This is a genomic window from Flavobacterium branchiophilum NBRC 15030 = ATCC 35035 (assembly GCF_002217205.1).
Classification (GTDB): Bacteria; Bacteroidota; Bacteroidia; order Flavobacteriales; family Flavobacteriaceae; genus Flavobacterium; species Flavobacterium branchiophilum.
Map to the genome: position 1 here is coordinate 1,912 of NZ_MUGT01000170.1, position 8,726 is coordinate 10,637.

The window sequence follows — 8,726 nt, forward strand, 5'->3', positions numbered from 1 at the left end:
AATATATTTGGTATTATATTTTTTTGGAGTTTAATGAACGTTGTTTGAAACGGTTAGTCCGACCCTTGGGGAACGTTCAAAAATATGTATTGAAATAGATTTTATTCTAATTGTTAGTGGATTACCCTTTAGTCTCATCAAACAAAAAAACGCAACAAATTGTATAAAATGTATTTGTTGGAGCTTCAATAATTAATTTTCAAATAGCCATGGCCACTTCTAAAATTGGCTGTATGCAATACATTAATAGCCGATGGAATAGCATACGAAGAGCCTCCGCCGCCACTACCTTGAGCGTTTCCGCCTGCAGAGCCACCACCCCTGCCATAATAGCCACCGCCGCCGCCGCCGCCAGCTGTCCATCCAGAACTTGTTGCAGCATTGCTAGATCCGCCTGTGCCACCTTGAAGTGCAGCACCTGCTGTAGGCAATATATAATTGGCATCAGAAGGTATTCCACGTGCTCCACCTGCAGTTTGAGTTGCACCCAAACCCCAAATTTGCCCGTAACCATATTGAAAATTATTAAACCCATTTTTTCCAGTAAGTCCACCACCCGCACCATAATCAACATAAGTTGCAGCAGGATAAGAAGTGGCACCACCGCCACCAGCGGCAACGATGAGCGCATTGGCTTGTGAAACGGTTGCATTTGAAAATATGCCCGTCAAACCTCCACCAGCTCTACCAAAACGGGTGCTATAACCAACTAAAGCACCACCCGCCCCTCCAAATCCATAAGCGGCATTCATAGTGGTAGATTGCCCACCAACAACAATATACAAAACATCGCCAGGCGTTACTTTGAGTATCGCATTTACTTTACCTCCTTTGCCACCAATATAGCCACCATTATTACCTCCTTGAGCACCCACGGCTTCTATCAGAATACTAAATACTTCTGAAGGGACTGTCCAGGTTTGCATGCTTCCAGTATAATTAAAGGTAATAGGACGTACATAAAGGGGTTTCATGGCAATAAATTCAGCATTTAATTGTCCTAAACAGAGCTGACTTAACAGTAGAAAAATGCTAAAAAATTTTATCTTCATAAACGTAAAATTTATTAATTAAAAAGTTAAATAGGCTATTATTACATAATTTATTCTTAACCGAAACTTACATGTCGTTATTTTCAATTCGTATCTACTACATATTTATTTTTTTAATACAAAATAAATTACTAAATTATATTTATTCAAAACAATTACAACAAAAAAGCAAATTAAAAACAAAAAAAATGTAACTTTTCAATGGGTTTTGTAATCAATTAAAAAGTGCTATCGCCCGAAATATAACCAAGTGAAGTGGATTCCAAAACAACACCAATAGCACTATTTTGCACCCTGGTTTTGAAACCATTAGCTGAATTGAGCGTTAGGCCCGAAGCTCCTACAACGGTTACCTGTCCTGTTCCCTTTTGTATAATTTGACAAAAAAAACCTTCGGGCAAACCCGTTGGAACAGTAACATTTACCGCAGTAGCACTGTTTATTATAAGTACACCTTTGGTATCGTTTATGGATAAAGTATAGGCGGCTGTTTGAATATTAACTTTGGTACCTGCACCAAGTGATATAGCGACCCACTTGGCTCCATCATAATAATAATAACCCGGAAAAACGTTGTTGGGTGCTGTTCCAGATGTATTGGTATTGTAAACCAATAATCCCGTTGCTGGTGAAGCAATAGTAGTTGAATCCAAGAGTCCTGCTAAAGCAACTTTGGGTATTAAAATACCTTTACTTGAAGATTTTACCTCAAGAATTGCTGAACTGTCTATGCTTGTTGTTCCAATTCCTACTTGAGCATATAAGATAAATATTCCAAAAATAGTAAAAACAACCGAATAAAATGCTTTATTTCTTAGCTTCATTTGACGTGATTTTTTAAAACTTAATTGCACAAATTTAAAAAATAATAAAGTTTAAAAAAACATTTCAAAGCAAAAAGAGTTCTTATCGATATATAATATATTCATTGTTATTAAACGTACAATTAAAACCTCTTGCCGCTATTATTACATAAAAAACAACATTTAATCTGTACCAATTATTCATTATTTTAAACATGATTTTAACCTATAACATTATAAATATTACACAACTTAACTTTATTAATATTAATAAATTTAAAATAAATACTATTGAAACAATTAATAAAAAACACCGTTTCATTATTATACTATTTTTTTGTAGTTTAGTAGATGCTATCCCAAATATTTTTTAATAAACTTTTATTAACAATATGTGAATATTAGAAGGTTGAAAAGTAATTCTAAATTTGATAGTCAAATAGTATTTCATAAATAATAATAATCGAATTTTTTTTTAATAAATATACATTTTTAAAAAATAAAATATATTTTTGTAACAAAATTTTATTAAATGACGTACAAAAAAAGAAATTTATTTATTTTTGAATGAACACCATAGACTATTCGCCAGGATTGCACAAATTGCTTACGTTACATGTAAAAGATACTGAAAAGCTTATCAATAGTGCGGCATTTCAATTATTTACAGATGCCATTTTGTTAGAAAACAATTTGCATCAAGTGGGAATAGTATTGCATCATTTTGAAAATGAGAGTTTTACAATTGCTGTTTGTTTGAAAGAATCGCATATTTGTATGCACACTTGGCCAGAATTTAACCAACTTACATTGGATATTTATCTGTGCAATTATCAAAAGGACAACAGCCATTTAGTACAATCGATAGCTCAAAAATATACCGAATATTTTGAAGCAACCATTATAAAAGATATTGAAATAAACCGATAGCTATGATACCAATACATTGTAAATCGTGCCAAACATCTACCCCTCAATACCAAATTTATGAGGCTGTTTCGTTTGTTTGTCCAAATTGTCAAATGGGATACAAAAATAGTAATGGCAATTGGGAGACAACAATTCAATATCAAAATTTGAAAGATCGTTTGACATTGAAATTAGCTCAGGAAGGTATTTTTTTTGATAAAAAATTTTATATAAATGGTTCAATTGTAAAAAAAACAACTGGCAACTTTTATTGGACAGAATATGTGTTGCGAAGCGTGGACGGAAGTATTATTTATTTATCCGAATGTGATGGACATTGGATATTGTTGGAAGAAATAGAGTATCCTATAAAAGTAGTTCGAAATCCTGTACATATAACATATCAAAATAGTAAATACCAAATATTTGAAAAATCACGACCAAATGTAGTAGCAGCACAAGGGATATTTGACTTTGACATTTCAAAAGAATTTCAATTGATAGAATATATAAATCCGCCTTTCATGTTGTCTGTCGAAAAATTACCTAATGAACAAACCGTTTATTTTGGCAAGCACATTAGCCAATCGGCTATCAAAAAAGCATTTGGAACAATGGAACTGCCAAGTAAAAGTGGGATTGGCATGGTACAACCCTTTTTGATTCATTTCAAATCAACGGTATTGGTTTTTTGTTTTATAACCATCATGATGCTATTAACGCACTTGTATTGGAACCAATCTAAAAATGAGGTACCTATTACAAATACGGTTTTGAATTTTACAAAAACAAAAGACAATGCTGTTTCAAGTCAGTCATTTGAGATCAAAGAAAACGGATCTGAATTGACTTTTGAAGTAAGTAGCGACATTGATAATAACTGGGCCAATATTTCGGTGGGGTTGATTAATGAGCTTACAAACGAAGAGGTATATGCTAATAAAGATATGGAATATTATAGTGGTTATACAGATGGCGAAAGTTGGAGTGAAGGTAGTCAAACAGAAAAATTTACGCTTTGTGCAATACCAAAAGGAAAATACCATTTAGTAATGACACCTTTAAAAGACAGTGCCGATATAAAAACAGAGCAAATAATGGTTCAAACCATTTTGAACAAACATTCGTATTATAATATAAAAATAACCGTTATAATGATGTTGATTTTACTGTTAATACTCTTTTTATTTTCAAGGTTTTACGAAATAAATAGATGGAGCAACAGCGATTATTCACCCTATAATGACAACGAATAAAGGTATAAAAAATGATACAGTTTATTAAAAAAAACAAAATACCAATTGCATTAGGACTTCTTGTATATAGTTTTTATCTATATAATACCATTACAGGAAAGCGAATATGCGATTGTGAAAAAACCGAAAAATACAATGATGCTACCAATAGAAGCCATGGAGCTAGAAATCATTTTTATCATAAATAATATAAATATAAATCAATATGGACACTATTACCATTAAACTCGTTTTGAATTCCATTGTCTTTTCGATAGTTGGGATACTCATCTTATTATGCACCTATTTTATTATAGAAAAAATAACACCCGAAAACACTTGGAGAGAAATTTCACAAAATAAAAACACTGCATTAGCCATCATTGTTGGAGCATTTATAATAGGAATTTCGATGATCATTAGTGCGGCAATACATGGATAAAAAACCCAAAGTATTTGAATATTTACTGCTTTTTGCGGTATTTACAATTGCTACTTGCGGCTTAATATACGAATTGGTTGCTGGTGCTTTGGCCAGTTACCTGCTGGGCGATTCTGTAAAACAATTTTCGTTTATCATTGGCGTTTATTTGTTTTCTATGGGATTGGGTTCTTATTTTGCTAAATTTTTCAAAAACAATTTATTGCAAACTTTTATAGAAATAGAAATTTTGCTGGGCTTTATTGGTGGATTAAGTTCCGTTATATTATTTTTATTTTTTGAGAGTGCACTGTCTTTTCAACTTATTTTATATGTATTAATTACCATTACAGGTATTTTAGTTGGACTAGAAATACCATTGTTGATGAATATTTTACAAAACAAAGTGGCTTTTAAAGACTTGGTTTCCAATGTTTTTACGTTTGATTACATTGGAGCATTATTAGCATCTATATTATTCCCAATATGGCTTGTGCCCAAGTTGGGCATTGTGGGTACCTCTTTGTTTTTTGGTATGGTAAATGTAAGCATAGCCATTGTATTGTGTTTTGTTTTAACAAAAGAGCTTCAAAAAAGTGTGCTATTAAAATTTAAAGCCCTTACAACATTTGCCATTTTGCTTTTCGTTTTCATTTTTTCGGATTATATTTTATCATTTTCAGAAAGCAAATTGTATGGCGAAAACATCATTTATAGCCACACAACATCTTATCAAAGAATTGTATTGACACATGATAAAAACGATTATAGATTGTATTTGAACAACAACCTGCAATTTAGTTCCTTAGACGAATACCGTTACCACGAAGCCTTAGTGCATCCTGCAATGTCGATAGCACAATCTGTTCATAATGTGTTAATTTTAGGCGGTGGCGACGGGCTAGCTGCAAGAGAAGTTTTGAAATACAAAGAAGTACAAAAAATTACTTTAGTCGATTTGGATCAAGGTATGACTAATATGTTTAAAACCAATAGTATATTAACCCAATTCAATCATAATTCGTTAAACAACAACAAAATTACGGTACGCAACCAAGATGCCTTTTTGTTTGTTAAAAATTGCAAGCAAACTTTTGATGTTGTCATCATCGATTTTCCCGATCCATCAAATTATAGTTTAGGCAAATTATACACGTTGAATTTTTATCAATCGCTAGAAAAAATATTACAAAAAGAAGCTGTCATTGTAGTACAAACCACTTCTCCCTATTTTGCACCAAAATCATTTTGGTGTATCAACAAAACAATGTCAAAAATATTTCATCAAATAGAGGCTTACCATGCGTATGTGCCATCGTTTGGCGAATGGGGTTATAGCATTGGCATTCATGGATTTAAAAGTAATTTTTACTTTCCAAAAAGACGCCTCAATGGTCTTCGGTTTTATGACTTTGAGTTTGAAAAATGGAATACATTTACAAACGATATGCTGGCAAAAGACATTATGATCAACAAGTTAGACAATCAAATTTTAGTACGGTATTTTGATGAAGAGTGGGGAAAAATACAATAATTCGAGAAGACATTTTATAAAAAGCATCGGTACCACAATATTGCTAGTACCTTTTTGGAACGCTTGCAAAAACAAGGTTGTACAACTTTTGCTAAACTTAACAAAAACCAATCACCTATTGGGGCATCGATTGTGGACACAAAATTTTCCAAAACCAACAGCTACAATCAAAACAAAATACCTCATAGTGGGTGGCGGCATCACGGGGCTAAGTGCCGCTAGACATTTAACTCAAAAAGGCGAAAATGATTTTTTGACTATTGAACTAGAAAAACATTTAGGGGGCAACGCTGCCTCTGGACAAAATGACTATTCCAAATATCCGCTTGGAGCACATTATTTGCCATTGCCCAATTTAGACGACAAAAAACTGATTGATTTTCTTCATGAAGAACAAATTATTACAGGTTTTGATGCAGAAAATATACCCAATTTTGACGAAACACAACTTTGTTTAGCACCACAAGAACGATTGTTTTTTAAAAATGAGTGGCAAGAGGATTTGATACCAAAATTTGGTTTAACAGTTTATGAAAAAGCAGCATTTGATCGATTTTTTGATCTAATGAAAACCTTTCGTGACGCAAAAGGGCATGATCAAAAATACCATTTTTACATTCCGATATCCGATAAAAGTAGCGATACAAAATATGATTATTTGGATCGTTTAACAATGAAAAATTGGCTACTCAGTCAAAATTTAAATGCCAATACATTATTAGTTTACATAGATTATTGTTGTAGAGACGATTTTGGATTAGGCATCGAGTGTGTGTCTGCATGGGCTGGTATTCATTATTTTGCTGCACGAAAAACAGACCAATACAATCAAAAATACGATGCTGTATTAACATGGCCAGAGGGCAATGCCAAACTCGCCCAATTATTACAAAAATATACCACTCAAAAAAGCCTAAAACAACATGTAGTGATCCACGTTAGCATCCAAAACGGCCAAGGCATTGCAAAAGTGTATGATGATGCAAAAAATATTTCAAAAACCATCATAGCCGACAAAATTATTATGGCTACACCACAGTTTGTAAACCAATACCTCATAGAAGACAGAAAAAGCTTAGCACAAAATTTTGTTTATGCCCCATGGCTCCTAGCCACATTGGTAATAGACAACGATTTAGACACAACGGGCTTTCCACTCGCTTGGGACAACGTCATTCATGGTGCAAATGGGTTAGGTTATGTGTACGACCAACACCAAAACCTCAATCAAACCGAAAAATATAAAGTAATTACATATTATTACAGTTTTTCCGACTCAAATACCAAAAAATCACGTAAAAAATTATACCAAAACAGCAAAGAATATTGGACTCAAATGGTTTTTGACGATCTTAAAATTGCCCACACACACATCGAAGCCATCACCAAAAGTATTGATATACACCTTATTGGCCACGGAATGATAAGTCCCATTCCTGGGTTTATTTTAGGAAAAAACATTCAAAAAGTAGCTCAACCTATTCAAAAAACCATCTATTTTGCACATTCAGACCTTTCGGGTATTTCTATATTCGAAGAAGCTTTTCATCAAGGCATCAATATCGTAAACCGCATCATTCATGACACAGCATTGGATAAAAAACCCTAAAACAGACAGCCTCTTTATATTATTGCCACCAATAGTTGTCAGTATCTTAACACTGTTATTTCAAAATCAATGTATCAAATGGGGCAATCATTACAATATGCTAACCTGGATTGTTATCATCATCGGTATAGATGTTGCCCACGTGTATGCCACCCTTTTCAAAACCTATTGTCATTCAAATAATTTCAAAAAAAACAAAAAATTACTTACCCTAACACCCTTGTTTAGTCTATTAATTAGTGTACTTTTATTTGTTTTTGCAAGTCGATATTTTTGGTCTATAATGGCTTATATTGCTGTTTTTCACTTTGTTAAACAACAATATGGTTTTATGAGACTCTATGCTCGACACGAAATCAAAACCCCATTGGCTGTTGTATCAGACAAAATAATAATCTATGCCGCAACACTATACCCTATGTCTTTTTGGATGATGTCCAACAACCGAAATTTCAACTGGTTTGTTGCAAACGAATTTATTCATTACCAAAACCCAGCGCTTGCTCAAATATTAAAAATAAGTTATTACATCATTATTACTTACTATACCTTGTATATTATTTACAATTATATCACAAAAAAACAGTTCAATCTCCCAAAAAATATCCTTATTTATAGCACCATTCTTTCGTGGTATTTGGCCATTGTACATTTCAACAACGACTTTATTTTTACCGTTCTAAACGTCATATCTCACGGAATTCCCTACATATCCTTAATTTACATCAACGAAATCGCATCAAAAACCTTGTCCCCAAAAAACATTCCTGCCCTTTTTCAAAGCAAATTCATTTGGTTCATCACCTTCCTACTCTTTTTAGCCTTTTCCGAAGAGTTTTTGTGGGACATACTCGTTTGGCAAGAACACCTTTCCATCTCATTCAACGCCAATGCCTTACACTTCATAACAGTGCCTTTGCTTACAGTACCTCAACTTACTCATTACATTTTAGACGGATTTATTTGGAAAAAAAATTATGCCACATAAGTATTTGGAACCATTTCAAAAACCACTTATTACCAAAGTCGATTTTTTTACAACAAAATATAATACTATTCTCAATTATATTAATATAAAGTAATAAAATAAAAAACATAAGGGCGTTACCCACAAGGGGGTCGGGCTTTTCGTTACAATCTTTTTTGTTTTTAACCCAACTTGC

At 32.9% G+C, this 8,726-nt stretch carries 9 protein-coding genes; 7 read left to right on the forward strand and 2 right to left on the reverse strand.

The features are described 5' to 3' along the window. Nucleotides 1-185: 185 nt before the first annotated feature. Nucleotides 186-1,052 (reverse strand): glycine-rich protein, encoded by an 867-nt coding sequence (locus B0A58_RS15155; RefSeq protein ID WP_089081741.1) that lies wholly within the window; start codon nucleotides 1,050-1,052, stop codon nucleotides 186-188. 218 nt (nucleotides 1,053-1,270) lie between these two features. Then, nucleotides 1,271-1,876 carry a hypothetical protein gene (locus B0A58_RS15160; RefSeq protein ID WP_089081742.1) on the reverse strand — a complete coding sequence of 202 codons (606 nt, stop codon included), beginning with the start codon at nucleotides 1,874-1,876 and terminating at the stop codon, nucleotides 1,271-1,273. A gap of 546 nt (nucleotides 1,877-2,422) precedes the next feature. Between B0A58_RS15160 and B0A58_RS15165 the strand changes: the two genes are divergently transcribed. Genes B0A58_RS15165 through B0A58_RS15190 form a run of 7 tightly spaced genes read left to right on the forward strand, consistent with a single transcriptional unit; the run spans nucleotide 2,423 to nucleotide 8,551 of the window. Further along, nucleotides 2,423-2,785 (forward strand): S-adenosylmethionine decarboxylase family protein, encoded by a 363-nt coding sequence (locus tag B0A58_RS15165; RefSeq protein ID WP_089081743.1) that lies wholly within the window; start codon nucleotides 2,423-2,425, stop codon nucleotides 2,783-2,785. Nucleotides 2,786-2,787: 2 nt separating this feature from the next. Beyond that, the gene (locus B0A58_RS15170; RefSeq protein WP_089081744.1) at nucleotides 2,788-4,020 is read left to right on the forward strand and encodes a DUF4178 domain-containing protein; all 1,233 of its coding nucleotides are present in this window, start codon (nucleotides 2,788-2,790) and stop codon (nucleotides 4,018-4,020) included. A gap of 11 nt (nucleotides 4,021-4,031) precedes the next feature. Next, nucleotides 4,032-4,208 (forward strand): hypothetical protein, encoded by a 177-nt coding sequence (locus B0A58_RS16570; protein WP_165766363.1) that lies wholly within the window; start codon nucleotides 4,032-4,034, stop codon nucleotides 4,206-4,208. Nucleotides 4,209-4,225: 17 nt separating this feature from the next. Further along, nucleotides 4,226-4,441: a DUF350 domain-containing protein gene (locus B0A58_RS15175; protein WP_089081745.1), complete on the forward strand. Its 216-nt coding sequence runs from the start codon at nucleotides 4,226-4,228 to the stop codon at nucleotides 4,439-4,441. Continuing rightward, complete coding sequence (locus B0A58_RS15180; protein ID WP_089081746.1) at nucleotides 4,434-5,954, forward strand: polyamine aminopropyltransferase; 1,521 nt, start codon at nucleotides 4,434-4,436, stop codon at nucleotides 5,952-5,954. The genes B0A58_RS15175 and B0A58_RS15180 overlap by 8 nt, the downstream gene beginning before the upstream one ends. Then, nucleotides 5,929-7,563, forward strand: a complete 1,635-nt coding sequence (locus B0A58_RS15185; protein WP_089081747.1) for an NAD(P)/FAD-dependent oxidoreductase — start codon at nucleotides 5,929-5,931, stop codon at nucleotides 7,561-7,563. The genes B0A58_RS15180 and B0A58_RS15185 overlap by 26 nt, the downstream gene beginning before the upstream one ends. Further along, nucleotides 7,535-8,551 (forward strand): hypothetical protein, encoded by a 1,017-nt coding sequence (locus B0A58_RS15190; RefSeq protein ID WP_089081748.1) that lies wholly within the window; start codon nucleotides 7,535-7,537, stop codon nucleotides 8,549-8,551. Before B0A58_RS15185 ends, B0A58_RS15190 begins: the two co-directional genes overlap by 29 nt. Nucleotides 8,552-8,726 lie beyond the last annotated feature (175 nt).

Coding starts and splice junctions, on each gene's coding strand:
- B0A58_RS15190 (WP_089081748.1), top strand. CDS start 7,535: ATGACACAGCATTGGATAAAAAACCCTAAAACAGACAGCCTCTTTATA.
- B0A58_RS15180 (WP_089081746.1), top strand. CDS start 4,434: ATGGATAAAAAACCCAAAGTATTTGAATATTTACTGCTTTTTGCGGTA.
- B0A58_RS15160 (WP_089081742.1), bottom strand. CDS start 1,876: ATGAAGCTAAGAAATAAAGCATTTTATTCGGTTGTTTTTACTATTTTT.
- B0A58_RS15170 (WP_089081744.1), top strand. CDS start 2,788: ATGATACCAATACATTGTAAATCGTGCCAAACATCTACCCCTCAATAC.
- B0A58_RS16570 (WP_165766363.1), top strand. CDS start 4,032: ATGATACAGTTTATTAAAAAAAACAAAATACCAATTGCATTAGGACTT.
- B0A58_RS15175 (WP_089081745.1), top strand. CDS start 4,226: ATGGACACTATTACCATTAAACTCGTTTTGAATTCCATTGTCTTTTCG.
- B0A58_RS15155 (WP_089081741.1), bottom strand. CDS start 1,052: ATGAAGATAAAATTTTTTAGCATTTTTCTACTGTTAAGTCAGCTCTGT.
- B0A58_RS15165 (WP_089081743.1), top strand. CDS start 2,423: ATGAACACCATAGACTATTCGCCAGGATTGCACAAATTGCTTACGTTA.
- B0A58_RS15185 (WP_089081747.1), top strand. CDS start 5,929: ATGAAGAGTGGGGAAAAATACAATAATTCGAGAAGACATTTTATAAAA.